This window comes from Geodermatophilus sp. SYSU D00710, assembly GCF_054050195.1.
This window is the reverse complement of sequence record NZ_JBJGYX010000014.1, coordinates 34,371-50,387: the sequence shown is the minus strand read 5'-3', so window position 1 is coordinate 50,387 and position 16,017 is coordinate 34,371. Positions and strand designations below refer to the sequence as shown.

The window sequence follows — 16,017 nt, the reverse complement described above, 5'->3', positions numbered from 1 at the left end:
ACGTGATCTCGGCGCCCAGGACGGCTCACAGCGTCGAGATCACGTGATCTCGACGGAGGGGGCAGGCGTCAGAGGGCGCCCTTGGCGGGGTCGCCGGCGGGCACCGCGTCGAGGACGGTGACCGACGGCCGCTCGGTCAGCTTGCCCTCGAGCCGCCCCGACAGTGCGCTGAGCGGCTCGGCCTTCCCGTGCGCGGCCAGCGCCTCCGGGCTCTCCCACTTCTCCACCATCACCAGCGCGCCGTCGCGGCCCTGGTGCAGCGAGTAGCGCTCGCAGCCGGGCTCCTCGTGCACCCGCGGCACGGTGTCGAGGACGGCCTGGCGGACCTCGTCGGCGTGCTCGGGCTTGGGGCTGATGGTGGCGACGACGACGACGGACACGGGCGGTCCCCTCCGGCGGTGCGGTGTGTTGTGGACGGTGATCTGGCGCACCACTACCCCACCGGGCCAGGATCCCAGTCGTGGCGGACGAGAGTGCTCCGGAAGTCGACCGGCCGCTGCGGGTCGCCGTGGTGGGCGCCGGCCCGGCCGGCATCTACACCGCGGAGGCCCTGACCCGCCGCGCGCCGGTCCCGGTGACCGTCGACCTGCTCGACCGGCTGCCCACCCCCTTCGGCCTGGTCCGGCACGGCATCGCGCCCGACCACCCGAAGATGCGCGCCATCCGCGACACCCTGCACCGGGCGCTCGACGACCCCGGCGTGCGCTTCGTCGGCAACGTGGAGGTGGGCACCGACATCACCCTCGACGACCTGCGCGCGCACGTCGACGCCGTCGTCTACACCTATGGCGCGGCGCTGGACCGCCCGCTGTCCATCGACGGCGAGGACCTGCCCGGCAGTCTCGCCGCCACCGACCTGGTCGCCTGGTACTGCGGCCACCCCGACGCCGAACGCGGGAAGGTCGAGGCGGCGCTCGCCGGGGTGCGCCGCGCCGTCGTCGTCGGCGTCGGCAACGTCGCCCTCGACGTCGCCCGCGTGCTCGCCCGCGCCCCGCAGGAGCTCGAGCCCACCGACATGCCCCAGCACGTGCTCGACACCCTCGCCGCGGCCCCGGTCGAGGAGGTCACCGTGCTCGGCCGGCGCGGCCCCGCGCACGCCAGCTTCACCACCATGGAGCTGCGCGAGCTCGACGGGCTGGACCGGGCCACGGTGCTGGTCGACCCGGCCGACCTCGAGCTCACCCCGGCGGCCGAGGAGCGGATCGCCGGCGACCGCAACGCCAGCCGCAACCTCGCCGTCCTGCGCGAGTGGGCCGCCCACCGCCCCGAGCCCGGCCGGGTCCGGCTGCGGTTGCGCTTCTACCGCCGTCCGGTGCGCCTGCTCGGCGCCGACCGGGTCACCGGCGTGGAGGTCGAGCGGACGACGGTCGGCGACGACGGCCGCGCGGCCGGCACCGGCGAGTACGAGGTGCTGCCCGCCGACCTGGTGGTGCGCTCGGTCGGCTACCGCGGGGAGGGCCTGCCCGGGCTGCCGGTCGACCAGCGCACCGGCACCGTGCCCAACGAGGACGGCCGGGTGGTCCGCGGCGGCGCCCCCTCGACCGGCGAGTACGTGGCCGGCTGGATCAAGCGCGGCCCCACCGGCGTGGTCGGCACCAACAAGCACGACGCTCGCGAGACCGTCGCGTCCCTGCTGGCCGACGCGGAGGCCGGCGTCATCCGCCCCTCGGGCGACCGCGACGACCTGGTGCAGACGCTGCGGGCCCGCGGCGCCGAGCCGGTGCTGCTGGAGGACTGGCGGGCGATCGACGCCGCCGAGGTGGCGCTGGGCGCCACCCGGGGCCGGGCGCGCACCACGCTGCACGAGCGGGAGTCGCTGCTGTCGGCGGTGCGGGCCGCAGCCGGACGCTAGGCCCGCACCGCGGCGATCAGGGCCCGCGCGGCCCGGTCGGACGCCGCGGCGACGAAGCGGATCAGCGTCCCGGTGTCCGGCCGCAGCCGCAGCGGGGCGCCGTCGGCGGTCAGCGCCACCCCGCCGGCCCCGGCCAGCACGGCCAGGGCGCCGGCGACGTCGTGCACGTGCGTGCCGCTGCGGTCGAGGTCGTGCCACGCGCCGGCCGACCCGTCGGCGACCAGGCACAGGTCGACGGCGGTGCAGCCGGTGATCCGCACCCGCGCGGCGGTCGCCGGCACCCGCACCACCCGGCCCGACGGTGCGACGACGGTGCTGCCCTCCCGCACCCGCGCCGGGACCCCGTCGCGCCAGGCGCCCGCGCCCGCGGTCCCGGACCAGCGCCGTCCCGACGACAGGTCGACCACCAGCCCCGCCACCGCCTCGCCGCGGTGCACCAGCGCGGCGGAGAACGCCCACGGCGGCAGCCCGGCGCGGAAGTTGCCGGTGCCGTCGAGCGGGTCGAGCACGATCCACGGCTGGTCCTCGCGCACCGACGGGTCGGCCCGCTCCTCCGACAGCACCGGCACGCCCAGCGGGGCCAGCACCCCGGCCGCGGCGGCGTGCGCGGCCTCGTCGGCAGCGATCGACCAGCTGCCGTCGTCCTTGCGGTGGTCGCGCCCGGTGTCGCGGGCGAGCGCCACCGCCATCTCCACGCGGGTGGCGGCGAGCGCGGCCGCGTGCGCGAAGCGCTCGGTCAGCGGCGCGTCCTCCGGCGGGGCCGCGACCTCGAGCACCCGACCGGTGCCGGCGTCGCGGACCGACGAGCACCCCCAGGCGGAGGCGACGGCGAGCAGCGCGGCCCGGCCGGTCACCGCGGTGGACCGGTGCAGGACGACGGCCTCGGTGGTGCCCTCGTCGGTCCAGCGCCGGCGCAGGTGCGCGGCGGACGAGTCGGCGACCAGGAGGCGGGCCCCCGGGTCGAGCAGCTCGGCGGCCAGCGCCGCGGGGCTCACGCCGAGCAGCGCCGCGGCGGCCCGCAGGTCGGCCCCCGAGGCCGCCGTCCGCATCGTGTCCGTCACGGTCCCCCCGCCGTCCGACCCCTGACCGGCACGGTAGGCCACCGGGGCCCGCCGGGTAGGGCGCCCCGGTGACCGTCTCCCCGCCCCGGCCGGCGCGCACCGGCATCGACGACGTCGACGTCGTCCTCCTCGTGCACCGCGAGCCGCCCGAGCTGCTCGCCCGCCACCACGCGGCGCTGGTGGCGGCCACCGGCCCGGGCTGGTGCGGCCGCGCGGTGCTGGTGGAGAACGACCCCGCGCCGGAGACCTCCGCCGCCGCCCGCCGGCACCTGCGCGAGGACCACCCCGGCGCCGAGCGGCGGGTGCTCCGCGCGCCGCGCAACCTCGGCTTCGCCCGTGCCATGGACCTCGCGCTCGACGCCTGCCGCGGCCGCTACGTCGCGCTGCTCAACTCCGACGGCGAGCCGGAGCCGGGCATGCTGCACCGGCTGGCCGAGGTCCTCGACGCCGAGCCCCGGGCGATCTGGGCGGCTCCCGCCGTCGAGGGCCCCGGCGAGGACGACGACCCGCCCGGCCCGCCGTTCCCCGCCGACGACCTGCCGGGCACCGCGCTGCTGGTCCGCCGCGAGGAGTTCCTGGCCGCCGGCGGGTTCGACCCGCTGTACTTCTTCTACAACGAGGACCGCGACGCCTCGTTGCGGCTGCGCGCCGCCGGGCACCTGCTGCTGCGCGTCCCCGGCACCCGCTTCCGGCACGGCAAGGACGGGCCGCGCGCCGGGCTGCTGCGCGAGTGGCACTACGCCCGCACGGCGCAGGTGCTGGTGCCCCTGCACGCCCGCCGGCCGGTCCGTGAGACGGCGGCCTTCCTCGCCCGGCGGCCCCGGGCGGTCGCGGAACACCTGCGCGGGGGCGACCCGGCCGGCGCCGCCGGCATCGCGCTGGCCCTCCTCGAGCTCCCCCGTGCACTGGTCCTCGCCGCCGCCCGGCGCCGCCGGCCGTGGGACGCCGACCGGCTGGCCGCCTGGCTCGACCGCCACCGCGTGCCGGTGACCGGACTCTAGCCCGAGTTCCGCAGCGCCGTCGCGATCCCGTTGATCGTCAGCTGGATGTTGCGGCGCACCAGCTCGTCGTCGTCGCCGGTGCGGCGGCGGCGCAGCATCTCCACCTGCAGGTGGTGCAGCGGCTCCAGGTAGGGGAACCGATTGCGGATCGAGCGCACCAGCGACGGGTTGTCGGCCAGCAGGTGGTCGTCGCCGGTGACGGCCAGCAGCACCCGGCAGGTGCGCTCGTGCTCGGCGGTGATCTGGTCGAACACCCGCGCCCGCAGCTCCTCGTCGGGCACCAGCCCGGCGTAGCGGGCGGCGAGGTCGAGGTCGGTCTTGGCCAGCACCATGCCCATGTTCGACAGGACCGTGCGCAGGAACGGCCAGCGCCGGTGCAGCTCCTGCAGCCGGGCCAGGCGCGCCGGGTCGCCGTCGATCCACGACTCCAGCGCCGTCCCGGTGCCGTACCAGCCGGGCAGCATGATCCGCGCCTGCGACCAGCTGAACACCCACGGGATGGCCCGCAGGTCGGCGATCCGGTCGCCCGCCTTGCGCGAGGGCGGGCGGCTGCCGATGTTGAGCTCGGCCAGCTCGCGGATCGGCGTCGCGGCGCGGAACCAGTCCACGAAGCCGGGGGTCTCGTGCACCAGCGCCCGGTAGGCGGCCTGCGCGCGTGCGGCGAGGTCGTCGAGCAGCGCGTAGGCCTCCTCGGCGTCGTCGCCGAGCCCCTCGACGTCGAGCAGCGTGGCCTCCAGGGTGGCCGCGACCAGCGCCTCGAGGTTGCGCCGCGCGAGGTCGGGCTCCCCGTACTTGGCCGCGATGACCTCGCCCTGCTCGGTGATCCGCAGCGCGCCGGCCACCGCGCCGGGCGGCTGGGCGCGGATGGCCTCGTAGCTGGGCCCGCCGCCGCGGCCGACCGTGCCGCCGCGGCCGTGGAACAGCCGGATCCGCACGCCCTCCCGCCGCGCCACCTCCACCAGCGCGAGCTCGGCCCGGTACAGCGCCCAGTTGGCCGCGAGGTAGCCGCCGTCCTTGTTGCTGTCGGAGTAGCCGAGCATGACCTCCTGCGCGTCGCCGCGGGCGGCCACCAGCGCCCGGTACAGCGGCTGGGCGAGCACGGCGGTCATCGTCTCGCCCGCGCCCTGCAGGTCGGCGATCGTCTCGAACAGCGGCGAGATGCCGACCGGGCAGCTGGGCCCGTCCTCGCCGTCGGGGTCGAGCAGGCCGACCTCCTTGAGCAGGACGGCGACCTCGAGCACGTCGCTGACCGACTCGCACATGCTGATCACGTAGTTCGGGATCGCCCGCGGACCCAGCAGCGCCACCTGCTCGGCCGCGGCGACCAGCAGGTCGAGCTCGCCGCGGGCGAGCTCGGAGAGCTGGGCGTCCGGGCGCACCAGCGGCCGCCGCATCCGCAGCTCACCGGCGAGCAGCTCCACCCGCGCCGCCTCGTCGAGCGCGGCGTAGTCGGCGCACACCCCGGCCCAGGCCAGCAGCTCCGCGACGACCTCCTCGTGGACCGCGGAGTTCTGCCGCATGTCGAGCCCGGCGAGGTGGAACCCGAAGACCTCGACGGCGTCGCGCAGCCGGGCCAGCCGGTCGTCGGCCAGCGCCCCGGCGCCGTGGCTGCGCAGCGAGGCGTCGACGACGGCGAGGTCGGCGAGCAGCTCGTCCGGGTCGTCGTAGGGCGGCAGGTCGGCGATCGGCGGGACGCCCGGCACCCGCCCGAGGACCCGCCGCGCGGTGGCCGCCAGCCGGGCGTGGATGCCGTTGACCGCGCGCCGGTAGGGCTCGTCGGCGCGGAACGGCGAGTCGTCGCGCGAGGCCTCGGCCAGGTGCGCCAGCTGCGGCGTCGGCGTCACCAGCCGGTCGGACATCGACAGCTCGCGGTAGAGCTCGACGAGCTCGGCGAGGTGGTGGGACAGCGCCGTCTCGGCGTGCCGGGTGCTGGCCCGGCGGACGGCGTCGGCGGTGACGAACGGGTTGCCGTCGCGGTCGCCGCCGATCCACGAGCCCGGCTGCAGCACCGGCCGGGTGGGCAGGCCGCTGCCGGGCCAGCGCGCGCCCAGCTCCCGGCGCAGGTCGGCGTTGATCTCCGGCACCACCCGGAACAGCGACAGGTCGTAGTAGCGCAGCGCCTCGTCGATCTCGTCGGTCAGCCGCAGCCGCGACAGCCGCAGCAGCGCCGTCTGCCAGAGCGTGAGCACCGAGCGCTCCAGCGCCCCGGACCAGGCGGCCTCGTCGACCTCGCCCGGCGCCATCCGGTCGCGCTGCCGGATCAGCTCGGTGACCTGGTGCTGCACCTGGGAGATCGTCTTGCGCCGCACCTCGGTGGGGTGGGCGGTGACCACCGGGACCACCAGCGCGCCGGCCAGCTCGCGCGCGACGACGTCGGGGTCGAGGCCGGCGCGGTCGAGCAGCGCGAAGGTGGCCGCCAGGCTGCCGGGCTGGGGCGGCGACCCGGCGCGGCGGTGGTGCCGGCGGCGGCGCTCGTGGTGCAGGTCCTCGGCGAGGTTGGCCAGCAGCGAGAAGTGGCTGAACGCGCGGATGACGTGGTTGGCGGCCCGCACGTCGAGGTCGCCCAGGCGGTGCGCGAGGCCGGCGCGGTCGGCCTCCGAGCGGCGCACCGCGAACGCCTGCAGCCGGGTGGACTCGACCAGGTCCAGCACGTCGTCGCCGGACTGCTCGCGGATGACCTCGCCGAGCACCCGGCCCAGCAACCGGATGTCCTCGCGCAGCGGGGCGTCGTCGGCCCGGCCGTTCCCCTCGGGGACGCGCCCGGGCAGGCGGAGGTCGGCGACGTCGACGGTGGCTTCCGACATGGCCGCAGTATCGACCGCCCGTGTGACGGGCAGGTGTCGCGGGCACCCCGGCGACCGTGCTGACGCTGCGCGCCACCCCCGCCTCCCCCGCGCCCGCCGACCACGGCGAGGGCCCCACCTGGGACGACGCCCGTGGCGAGCTGCTGTGGGTCGACATCTCGGCCGGCACGGTGCACCGCGGCGTCGTCGACGGCGACGACGTGCGCGCCACCGGCTCGCTGCACGCCGGAGACACCGTGGGCGTCGCCGTCCCCGCCACGTCCGGGGGCTGGCTGGCCGGCGCCGGCGGCGGGTTCACCCACCTGGCCGAGGACGGCACCGCGCGGGTGCTGGTGGACCTGGCCGGCGAGGGCGGCGGCGAGACCGACGGCGGGACGCGCATGAACGACGGCAAGTGCGACCGCGCCGGGCGCTTCTACGCCGGCACGATGGCCTTCGACCACCGGCCCGGCGCCGGCACCCTGTACCGGCTCGACACCGACGGCACCGTCACCACCGTGCGCGACGGGCTGACCGTCTCCAACGGCCTGGGCTGGTCGCCCGACGGCCGCACGGTCTACCTCGCCGACTCCGGCCCAGGCCTGGTGCACGCCTTCGCCTACGACCCCGGCACCGGCGCGTTCGGCGAGGGCCGGGTGCTGCTGGAGACCGGGGGTCCCGACGGCGTCGCCGACGGGCTGACCGTCGACGACGAGGGCTGCCTGTGGACGGCGATGTGGGGCGGCGGGCAGGTGCGCCGCTGGTCCCCCGAGGGCGACCTGCTCGCCGTCGTGGAGGTGGGGGTGGCCCACACGTCGAGCTGCGCGTTCGCCGGGGACCTGCTGGTGGTGAGCACCGCGCGGGGCGAGGAGGACGAGCCCGACGCCGGCCGGCTGTTCACCGTCCGGCCGGGGGTCTCCGGCCCGCCCGCGCAGCCCTACCGCGGCCCGCTGGCGGGCCTCCGCCAGGTGGTGTAGACCCGGGGTCAGCTGTCCTGGAGCAGCGCCAGCGCGGCGGCGGCCAGCTGGTCGCCGGCGTCGGCGCCGCGCCGGAACTCCTCGGCGGCGCCGGTGAGGTCGCCGCGGTCGGCCAGCAGCACGCCCAGGTTGTGGTGGCAGTAGGCGTCACCGGCCTGGATGCCGGCGCGGTAGGCCTCCTCGGCCGCCTCGTCGTCGGCGAGCTCCTCGCGGTAGAGGTTGCCCAGCGGCAGCCAGGCCACCTGCTCGCCGAGCTTGGCCCCGCGCTCGAGCACCGAGCGGGCCTCGGCGGCGCGGCCGGTCTGCAGCAGCAGCGCGGCGAGGTCGGCCCGGGCCGCGGCGAAGTGGGCGGCACCGGCGCGCAGCCGGTCCTCCAGCGCCGGGTCGAGGGTGGCGCACCACTGCCAGCAGGCCGCGACGGCGTCGGCCTCCTCGTCGCCGGCCTCGGCCAGCTCCCGGGCCACCGCCAGCGCCTCCTCCCGCTCGCCCTGCTCGCGCAGGAGGAACGCCAGCTGCAGGCCGCCCTCGGTGTCGCCGGCCTCGGCGGCGCCCCGGTAGGCGGCCATGGCGCCGGCGAGGTCGCCGAGCTGCTCGAGCACCAGGCCGAGGTTGCGCCAGGCGTCGTCCTCGCCGCCGGACAGCGCCACCTGGTAGGCCTCCGCGGCCTCGGTCCAGCGCTCCTGCGCGGCGAGGCTGTTGCCCAGGTCGTAGTAGCCGGTGACGTCGCCGAGGGCCGCCGCGCGGCGGAAGCACCACTCGGCGTCGGTCTGCCGGCCGGCCTCGGCGAGGTCGCAGCCCAGCTCGATGAGCTCGTCGGCGTCCTCGGAGGCCTGCAGCCGCCAGAGGCGCGCGTCCAGGTCCTCCGTCATGACGCCGATGATGTCGGCCCTGACCTGGGCGCACGCCCTCCCTGGGGGTGAGGTCACCCCAACGTGTCCGGCGCTCGTCCCCGCGGGTGTCCCCCGCCCGCGACGGGCCCGCGGCTCACGCCCCGCCGGCCCGCAGGGCCTCCTTCAGCTTGGTCTTCCCGCTGGTCCGCAGCAGGGCGCCGGAGTAGACCCGCCCACCCAGCCGGACGACCAGCGCGATGGCCACGAGCATGAGCGCGACGGCGAGACCGACCTCCCACAGCGCCACGTCCCCCGCGGCCTGCCGCACCGGCATGACCATCGGCGAGAGGCCCGGCACGTAGGAGGTCACCACGGCCAGCGTGCCGGCCGGGTCGCCGGCGGCCTGGACGGCGATGAAGAAGCCGACGATGAGCACCAGCGACGCCGGGGTGAGCACGCTGCCGAGGTCCTCCTGCCGGCTGACCAGCGAGGCGGCGACGGCGAACAGCGAGGCGTAGAGCGCGTAGCCGAGGACGAACCAGAACAACAGCCACAGCACCGTGCCGACCAGCTCCCCGGGCAGGTCCACGACGTCGAAGGCCAGCGCGCCGGTGACACCGACGGCCGCGATGACCGCGATCTGCCCGAGGCCCAGCACGCCGAGGCCGAGGATCTTCCCGGCCAGCAGCTGCCACGGCCGCATCGTGGCCAGCAGCAGCTCGACCACCCGGCTGGCCTTCTCCTCCACCACGCCCTGCGCGACGAACTGGCCGAAGAGGATCAGCAGGCTGTAGAGCACCACCACGCCGATGATCGCGACGACGGTGCGCTGGCCGTCCCCCTCGGCGTCGTCGAGGGCGGTCACCGTGACCTGCGGCAGGTCGGCGGGGTCGACCCCGGCCTCGGCCAGCACGGCGCCCAGCGCCACGCTCGACACCGCACCGGACACCACCGCCTCGAGCGTCGGGTCGGGCTCGCGCACCACCAGCTCGGTGCCGGCGCCGGCGCCGCCGAGCACGGCGGCGTCGACGGTCTCGTCCTCGACGGCGGCGCGGGCGGCGGCGTCGTCGCCGAACGGCTCGACGGTGACGTCGACGTCGAGCGCGGTCGCCTGCGCCTCGATGGCGGCAGCGACCTGCCCGTCGTCGCCGGCGACGCCGATCCGGGCCGTGTCCCCCCCGGAGTTGACGACCACCTGGAACACCAGGATGCCGACGATGAGCAGGACCATCACCGCCGAGCTGACGATGAAGGTCTTGTCGCGCAGCCGGGTGGAGACCTCGCGGGCGGCGACCAGCCGGACCAGCCGGCCGCTCGACAGCGGCGCGCTCACGCGGCCACCTCCTCGCGGCCCCGCTGCTGCGCCGGGTCGGCGACGGCCTCGCGGAACAGCTCGACCAGGGTGGCCTGGCGCCAGGCGAAGTGGCCGACCCGGCCGGTGCGCAGCGCGGCGGCGAGCACGGCCTGGTCGTCGGCGCCGTCGGTGAGCTCGAGGAGGGTGTCGCCGGCCTGCTCGGAGACGACGCGGACGCCGGGGAGCGCGGCGGCCCAGCCCGGCGCGGCGTCCGGGACGACGACCCGCAGCACCCGGCCGGCCTCGCGCCGGCGCAGCTCCTCGACGGTGCCGGTGGCGACCATGCGGCCGCGGGCGAGGATGCCGACCGCGTCGCACAGCCGCTCGACCAGGTCGAGCTGGTGGCTGGAGAACACGACCGGCACGCCGGCGCGGCACTGCTCGAGCAGCGCGTCGGCCAGGGCGTCGACGCCGACCGGGTCCAGCCCGCTGAACGGCTCGTCGAGGATGAGCACCTCGGGCCGGCTGACCAGCGCGGCGGCCAGCTGCACGCGCTGCTGGTTGCCCAGCGACAGCTCCTCGACCCGGGACCGGCGGCGCTCGCCCAGCCCCAGCCGGCCGGCCCACTCCTCGGCGGCGCGGGCGGCCGCGGCGGCGTCGAGCCCGTGCAGCCGGGCGAAGTAGGTCAGCTGCTCGCCGACGCGCATCTTCGGGTAGAGGCCGCGCTCCTCGGGCATGTACCCGACGCGGCGACGCGTCTCCTCGTCCAGTGGCCGCCCGCGCCAGCGGACCTCGCCGGCGTCGGCCCGGGCCAGACCCATCGCGATCCGCATGGTCGTCGTCTTCCCGGCCCCGTTGGACCCGCAGAAGCCGAACATCGAGCCGGGGGCGACGGTGAAGCCGACGCCCTCCAGCACGTGGTGGTCCCCGTAGCGCTTGTGGAGCCCGTCGAACTCGAGCACCGCTCCTCATCCCGTCGTCAGCCCCGTGCGCCGCCGACGCTATCGGGGCCCGCGCCGCCGCTGACAGGTTCCGGCCCGAGGCGGGATCGGAACGTGATCCGCCTCGCGCGACTGCCGGACCTGCGGTGTCATCGGTCCATGAGCCAGGAGAACCACCCCGCACACCCACCGTCGGGTGTCGGGCTCGAGGGGTTGCGCGCCGCGGCGGCCGGCTGCCGCGCCTGCGAGCTGTGGGAGCCGGCCACCCAGACGGTGTTCGGCGAGGGCCCGGAGACGGCGCGGATCGTGTTCGTCGGCGAGCAGCCCGGTGACCAGGAGGACCGCAAGGGCGAGCCGTTCGTCGGCCCGGCCGGCCGGCTGCTCGACCGGGCGCTGACCGAGGCCGGGATCGAGCGCCGGGACGCCTACGTCACCAACGCGGTCAAGCACTTCCGGTTCACCCCGACGGCCAAGCGGCGGATCCACCAGTCGCCCGGCGCCGAGCACATCCGCGCCTGCCGCCCGTGGCTGGAGGCCGAGTTCGAGGTGCTCAAGCCCGAGGTCGTCGTCTGCCTGGGGGCGACCGCGGCCAAGGCGCTGATCTCGCCGTCGTTCCGGATCACCAAGGAGCGGGGCAAGCTCATGCCCTGGACGCCGCCGGGCGTCGCGCGGGCCGAGGACGGCGTCGACGAGCCCGACGAGGACGCGCCGCACCAGACCTGGATGCTGGCCACCGCGCACCCCTCGGCGGTGCTGCGGGTACCCGAGGAGGACCGGCCGAAGGCCTACGACGCGCTCGTGGCCGACCTGCGCGTGGTGGCCGGGGCGCTCGCGTAGTCGCGCCCCGCCGCCGCGCCTGCCGCCGGTCGAGTGGGCAGTCGTGGTCGGAGACGCGCGACGACACGCCGGGTGCGGCGACCGCCAGTGCTCACTCGCCCCGGGAAGCCGACGGCTACGGGACCGCGCGCGAGGCGCGGAAGTGCAGGAACGAGGGCACGAGCAGCGCCACGACCGCCATCGCCACCACCACGACGACGCCGCCGGACACCATCGCCGCGCTGACACCCGCTGCGCTGGCCACCGCCCCGGCGCGCAGGTCGCCCAGCCGCGGGCCGCCCGCGACCACCACGAGGAAGACGCCCTGCATGCGCCCGCGCATCTCGTCGGGCGCGGCCGTCTGCAGCATCGACGAGCGCAGCACGGCGCTGACCATGTCCCCGGCGCCCGCGACCGCGAGGAACAGCACGGCCAGCCACAGCGTGGGCGCGAGCCCGAACCCGATGATCGCGATGCCCCACACGACGATGGCGGCCAGCACGACGGCGCCCTGCCGGTCGACCCGCGAGACCCAGCCCGAGGTCAGCCCCATGAGCAGCGCGCCGATGGAGACGCCGGCGAACAGCCAGCCCAGGCTGTTGGGCGACCCCTCGAACCGCGTCTGCGACAGCTCCGGGAACACCGCCTGCGGCCAGGCGAAGAGCATCGCGACGACGTCGACGACGAAGGTCATCAGCAGCACCGGCTGGGTGCGCAGGAAGGCGAACCCCTCCCCCACCCCGCGGACGGCGGCCCCCAGCCGCAGCGGCCCGGTGCGTCCGCCCGGCGGCAGCGCCGGCAGGCCGCGCAGCAGCAGGACGGCGACCAGGAACCCGAGCGCGTCGACGGCGTAGGCGAGGAACAGGTCCCCGACGCCGATGAGCACGCCGGCCAGCAGCGGCCCGGCGATGACCCCGACCTGCCGCACGGTCATCGCCAGCGCGTTGGCCGCCGGCACCTGCCCGGGGCCGACCAGCGCGGGGATGACCGCGCTGCGGGTGGGCTGGTTGACGGCGCTGAAGCCCGAGACCGCGGCCACCAGCACCCACAGCAGGACGAGGTTCCCGCCGCCGGGCAGCAGGGCCTGGACCGCCAGCAGCGCGCTGGTGACCGCCGACCCCGCGCCGGTGACGAGCAGGAGCCGGCGGCGGTCCATCGCGTCGGCGATCGCGCCCCCGAGCAGCCCGAAGACGACCAGCGGCACGAGCGCGACGACCGAGGTGACCCCCACCAGCAGCGAGGAGCCGGTGAGGTCGTAGACCTGGAAGGGGACGGCGACCAGCGTCATCTGCTGGCCGAGCATGGTGGCGGCGACGCCCCAGAACAGCCGCCGGTAGCCGGGGTCGCGCAGCGGCGAGGTGTCGATCGCCCAGGAGCGCCGGGGTGGCGCCGTCACGGGGCCAGCCGCTGGAGCACCCAGCCGCCGCCCTCCTCGTCGTCGCGGACGAAGCGCAGCCGGTCGTGCAGCCGGCCCGCGCCGCCCTGCCAGAACTCCACCCGCTCGGGCACCACCCGGTAGCCGCCCCACACCGGCGGCCGCGGCACCTTCTCCGTCGTCGTCCCCTCGTCGAGCAGCCGCACCCGCGCCTCGAGCTCCTCCCGGGAGTCGACGACGGTGGACTGCACCGAGGCGACGGCGGACAGCTGGGCCTCGCGCGGGCGGGGGTCCCACAGGTCGTCGGAGGCGGTGTCGCCGATCCGCTCGACCCGGCCGGTCACCCGGACCTGCCGCTGCAGCGCGTGCCACGGGAAGACCAGCGCCGCGCGCGGGTTGGCCGCCAGCTGCGCGCCCTTGGCCGAGGCGTAGCTGGTGCCGAAGACGAACCCGGCCTCGTCGTAGCCCTTGAGCAGCACGATGCGGGCGTCCGGGGCGCCGTCGGCGTCGGCGGTGGCCACCACGACCGCGTTGGGCTCGGGGACCCCGGCGGCGACGACGTCGCGGAACCAGCGGTCGAACTGCTCGACCCAGGTGGGTGCGAGGTCCTCCTCGCGCAGTCCGGGGCGGTCGTAGTCCCTGCGCATGCGGGAGAGGTCGGCCACCCCGCCATGCTGACACCGGGCCCGGGAGCCGGTGCCCGGCGCCTCCCGCTGGGCGGCAGCCCCCCGTGGAGCGCAGCCGCGGGCGGGGCCTAGGGTCGCGGTGCAGTCGTGCGGCATGGCCTGTGCGCGCACGCGGTCCGCACCAGGGAGGCACGCGAGATGGCCGACGACTTCGTACCCGGCCTGGAGGGCGTCATCGCCTTCGAGACCACGATCGCCGAGCCCGACAAGGACGGCGGGTCCCTGCGCTACCGCGGGGTCGACATCGAGGACCTGGTCGGCAAGATCACCTTCGGCAACGTGTGGGCGCTGCTGGTCGACGGCAAGTTCGGCCCGGGGCTGCCCCCGGCCGAGCCGTTCCCGATCCCGGTGCACAGCGGCGACGTGCGCGTCGACGTGCAGGCCGCGCTGGCGATGCTGGCGCCGTTCTGGGGCTACCGCCCGCTGCTGGACATCAGCGACGAGGAGGCCCGCGACCAGCTCGCCCGGGCCGCGGTCATGGCACTGTCCTACGTCGCCCAGTCCGCGCGCGGCATCGGCGTCCCGGCCGTGCCGCAGAGCCGGATCGACGAGGCCTCGACCATCGTCGAGCGGTTCATGGTCCGCTGGCGCGGCGAGCCCGACCCCCGCCACGTCGCCGCCGTCGACGCCTACTGGACCTCGGCCGCCGAGCACGGCATGAACGCCTCCACGTTCACCGCCCGCGTCATCGCCTCCACCGGCGCCGACGTCGCCGCGGCGATGTCCGGCGCGATCGGCGCCATGTCCGGCCCGCTGCACGGCGGCGCCCCCTCCCGGGTGCTGCACATGCTCGACGGCGTCGAGCAGGCCGGTGACGCGGAGAAGTACGTGAAGGACCTGCTCGACCGCAAGGAGCGGCTGATGGGCTTCGGGCACCGGGTGTACCGGGCCGAGGACCCCCGCGCCCGCACGCTGCGCAAGGCCGCCAGGGAGCTCGGCGCCCCGCGCTTCGAGGCCGCGCTGGCGCTGGAGAACGCCGCGCTCAAGGAGCTGCGCGAGCGCCGTCCCGACCGGCCGATCGAGACCAACGTCGAGTTCTGGGCGGCGATCGTCCTCGACTTCGCCGAGGTCCCGAGCCACATGTTCACGTCGATGTTCACCTGTGCCCGCACCGCCGGCTGGTGCGCGCACATCCTCGAGCAGAAGCAGACCGGCCGCCTCGTGCGCCCGTCGGCCCGCTACGTCGGCCCCCCGGCGCGCCGGCCCGAGGAGGTCGACGGCTTCGACACCATCCAGGTCAAGTCCGTCAGCCAGGCCACCCCGGCCTAGTCGGAGGGCGCCCGTGAGCATCCAGGTCCCCGCCGACCTCCTCCCTGCCGACGGCCGGTTCGGCTGCGGCCCGTCGAAGGTCCGCCCGGACGCGCTGCGGGCGCTCGCCTCCGACGGCGCCGGGATCATGGGCACCTCGCACCGCCAGGCACCGGTCCGGGGTCTGGTCCGGCAGGTGCGCGAGGGGCTGGCCGAGCTGTTCGGCCTGCCCGACGGCTACGAGGTGGTGCTCGGCAACGGCGGCAGCACCGCGTTCTGGGACGTCGCGACGTTCGGCCTCATCCGGGAGCGCAGCGCGCACGGCAGCTACGGCGAGTTCTCCGCCAAGTTCGCCGCCGGGGTGGCCGGGGCGCCGTTCCTCGCCGAGCCGGTCGTCGTGACGGCCGCGCCGGGCTCGCTCGCGCTGCCCGAGGGGCAGCCCGGCGTCGACGCCTACGCCTGGGCGCACAACGAGACCTCGACCGGGGTCATGGCGCCGGTGGTGCGCCCGGCCGGGGCCGACGTCGACGCGCTGGTGCTCGTCGACGCGACCAGCGGCGCCGGCGGCCTGCCGGTCGACGTCTCGCAGGCCGACGTCTACTACTTCGCCCCGCAGAAGTCCTTCGCCTCCGACGGCGGGCTCTGGATCGCGCTGATGAGCCCGGCCGCCCTGCAGCGGGTCGGCGAGGTCAAGGCGTCGGGCCGGTGGATCCCCGGGTTCCTCGACCTGTCGACGGCCGTCGAGAACTCCGTCAAGGACCAGACCTACAACACCCCCGCCGTCGCCACGCTGTTCCTGCTGGCCGACCAGGTGCGCTGGATGCTCGGCCTCGGCGGGCTCCGCGGCGCCGTCGCACGCAGCCAGGAGTCCTCGGGCCGGCTCTACGGCTGGGCGGAGAAGGCGCCGTACGCGACGCCGTTCGTGACCGAGCCCGACCAGCGCAGCCTGGTCGTGGGCACGATCGACTTCGACGAGTCGGTCGACGCCGCGGCCCTGGCCTCGACACTGCGGGCCAACGGCGTCGTCGACGTCGAGCCCTACCGCAAGCTCGGCCGCAACCAGCTGCGGGTGGGCATGTTCCCCGCCGTCGACCCCGACGACGTCAGCGCGCTGACCGCCTGCATCGACTACGTGGTCGAGCGGCTCTAGGCG

Annotated in this window: 14 protein-coding genes; 6 read left to right on the top strand and 8 right to left on the bottom strand. The window is 76.3% G+C overall.

What is annotated here, in order from left to right:
* Nucleotides 1–68 precede the first annotated feature (68 nt).
* Nucleotides 69–380 carry a putative quinol monooxygenase gene (locus ACI78U_RS08915; RefSeq protein WP_456874943.1) on the bottom strand — a complete coding sequence of 104 codons (312 nt, stop codon included), beginning with the start codon at nt 378–380 and terminating at the stop codon, nt 69–71.
* Nucleotides 381–460: 80 nt separating this feature from the next.
* Between ACI78U_RS08915 and ACI78U_RS08910 the strand changes: the two genes are divergently transcribed.
* Nucleotides 461–1,852 carry an FAD-dependent oxidoreductase gene (locus ACI78U_RS08910; RefSeq protein WP_456874942.1) on the top strand — a complete coding sequence of 464 codons (1,392 nt, stop codon included), beginning with the start codon at nt 461–463 and terminating at the stop codon, nt 1,850–1,852.
* Here the strand turns inward: ACI78U_RS08910 and ACI78U_RS08905 are convergent.
* A complete protein-coding gene (locus ACI78U_RS08905) occupies nt 1,849–2,913 on the bottom strand; it encodes an inositol monophosphatase family protein (protein WP_456874941.1) in 1,065 nt (354 codons plus the stop codon). The two genes, ACI78U_RS08910 and ACI78U_RS08905, sit on opposite strands and share 4 nt — an antisense overlap.
* A 68-nt stretch (nt 2,914–2,981) precedes the next feature.
* Here ACI78U_RS08905 and ACI78U_RS08900 point away from each other — a divergent pair, with 68 nt between their 5' ends.
* A complete protein-coding gene (locus ACI78U_RS08900) occupies nt 2,982–3,914 on the top strand; it encodes a glycosyltransferase (protein ID WP_456874940.1) in 933 nt (310 codons plus the stop codon).
* Here ACI78U_RS08900 and ppc read toward each other — a convergent pair.
* Nucleotides 3,911–6,718, bottom strand: a complete 2,808-nt coding sequence (gene ppc, locus ACI78U_RS08895) for a phosphoenolpyruvate carboxylase (protein WP_456874939.1) — start codon at nt 6,716–6,718, stop codon at nt 3,911–3,913. The two genes, ACI78U_RS08900 and ppc, sit on opposite strands and share 4 nt — an antisense overlap.
* Before the next feature lie 56 nt (nt 6,719–6,774).
* On the opposite strand from ppc, the gene ACI78U_RS08890 reads away from it, so the two are divergent.
* Nucleotides 6,775–7,674 (top strand): SMP-30/gluconolactonase/LRE family protein, encoded by a 900-nt coding sequence (locus ACI78U_RS08890; RefSeq protein WP_456874938.1) that lies wholly within the window; start codon nt 6,775–6,777, stop codon nt 7,672–7,674.
* Nucleotides 7,675–7,682: 8 nt separating this feature from the next.
* Here ACI78U_RS08890 and ACI78U_RS08885 read toward each other — a convergent pair whose 3' ends face one another.
* The 3 genes from ACI78U_RS08885 to ACI78U_RS08875 all read right to left on the bottom strand — a co-directional run bounded on the left by ACI78U_RS08885 (nt 7,683) and on the right by ACI78U_RS08875 (nt 10,760).
* Nucleotides 7,683–8,543 (bottom strand): tetratricopeptide repeat protein, encoded by an 861-nt coding sequence (locus ACI78U_RS08885; protein ID WP_456874937.1) that lies wholly within the window; start codon nt 8,541–8,543, stop codon nt 7,683–7,685.
* Between the two features lie 115 nt (nt 8,544–8,658).
* Complete coding sequence (locus ACI78U_RS08880) at nt 8,659–9,837, bottom strand: ABC transporter permease (protein WP_456874936.1); 1,179 nt, start codon at nt 9,835–9,837, stop codon at nt 8,659–8,661.
* A complete protein-coding gene (locus tag ACI78U_RS08875; protein WP_456874935.1) occupies nt 9,834–10,760 on the bottom strand; it encodes an ABC transporter ATP-binding protein in 927 nt (308 codons plus the stop codon). The genes ACI78U_RS08880 and ACI78U_RS08875 overlap by 4 nt, the downstream gene beginning before the upstream one ends.
* On the opposite strand from ACI78U_RS08875, the gene ACI78U_RS08870 reads away from it, so the two are divergent.
* Complete coding sequence (locus ACI78U_RS08870) at nt 10,716–11,576, top strand: UdgX family uracil-DNA binding protein (protein WP_456874934.1); 861 nt, start codon at nt 10,716–10,718, stop codon at nt 11,574–11,576. The two genes, ACI78U_RS08875 and ACI78U_RS08870, sit on opposite strands and share 45 nt — an antisense overlap.
* Nucleotides 11,577–11,691: 115 nt before the next feature.
* Here the strand turns inward: ACI78U_RS08870 and ACI78U_RS08865 are convergent, their stop codons facing one another.
* Together ACI78U_RS08865 and pdxH are read right to left on the bottom strand one after the other, a co-directional pair.
* On the bottom strand, nt 11,692–12,951 hold the full coding sequence (locus ACI78U_RS08865; protein ID WP_456874933.1) for an MFS transporter: 1,260 nt from the start codon (nt 12,949–12,951) through the stop codon (nt 11,692–11,694).
* Complete coding sequence (pdxH, locus tag ACI78U_RS08860; RefSeq protein ID WP_456874932.1) at nt 12,948–13,595, bottom strand: pyridoxamine 5'-phosphate oxidase; 648 nt, start codon at nt 13,593–13,595, stop codon at nt 12,948–12,950. Before pdxH ends, ACI78U_RS08865 begins: the two co-directional genes overlap by 4 nt.
* Nucleotides 13,596–13,754: 159 nt before the next feature.
* Between pdxH and ACI78U_RS08855 the strand changes: the two genes are divergently transcribed.
* Nucleotides 13,755–14,885, top strand: a complete 1,131-nt coding sequence (locus tag ACI78U_RS08855) for a citrate synthase 2 (protein WP_456874931.1) — start codon at nt 13,755–13,757, stop codon at nt 14,883–14,885.
* A 13-nt stretch (nt 14,886–14,898) separates the two neighbouring features.
* Complete coding sequence (gene serC / locus ACI78U_RS08850) at nt 14,899–16,014, top strand: phosphoserine transaminase (RefSeq protein WP_456874930.1); 1,116 nt, start codon at nt 14,899–14,901, stop codon at nt 16,012–16,014.
* The last annotated feature ends 3 nt before the right edge of the window (nt 16,015–16,017 follow it).